At 27.1% G+C, this 273-nt stretch carries 1 protein-coding gene; it reads right to left on the minus strand.

Features of this window, described 5'->3' with window-relative positions; all coding sequences use genetic code 11:
- Positions 1–189 precede the first annotated feature (189 nt).
- A partial coding sequence (locus V7024_RS24510; RefSeq protein ID WP_438824508.1) for a hypothetical protein occupies positions 190–273 on the minus strand: 84 nt, incomplete at its 5' end.

The following is a 273-nucleotide window of genomic DNA, read 5'->3' on the forward strand; positions in this document are numbered from 1 at the left end:
ATATTTCTTTAGATTTCATATTTTCAGATTAACCAGACGCAATAAATTCAACTGTAAAAAACTTCTATATTAAGGAGGTACATATAGTCATGAAGATTATCCCAATCACAGAAGACCAGAATCTCATTGAAAAAATCACTTCTGTATATTGCAATGTGTTTGATACGCATGATAGGAAAATGATTAAATTTAAAAATCATATATATTTATAAGTATGAATAAGAAGAGGGATTTACTTTTCATTAGAAAAGCGAATCCCTCTTCTTTTATCTT

The sequence above is a fragment of the Bacillus sp. JJ864 genome (assembly GCF_036963045.1).
Classification (GTDB): domain Bacteria; phylum Bacillota; class Bacilli; order Bacillales; family Bacillaceae_G; genus Bacillus_A; species Bacillus_A pseudomycoides_C.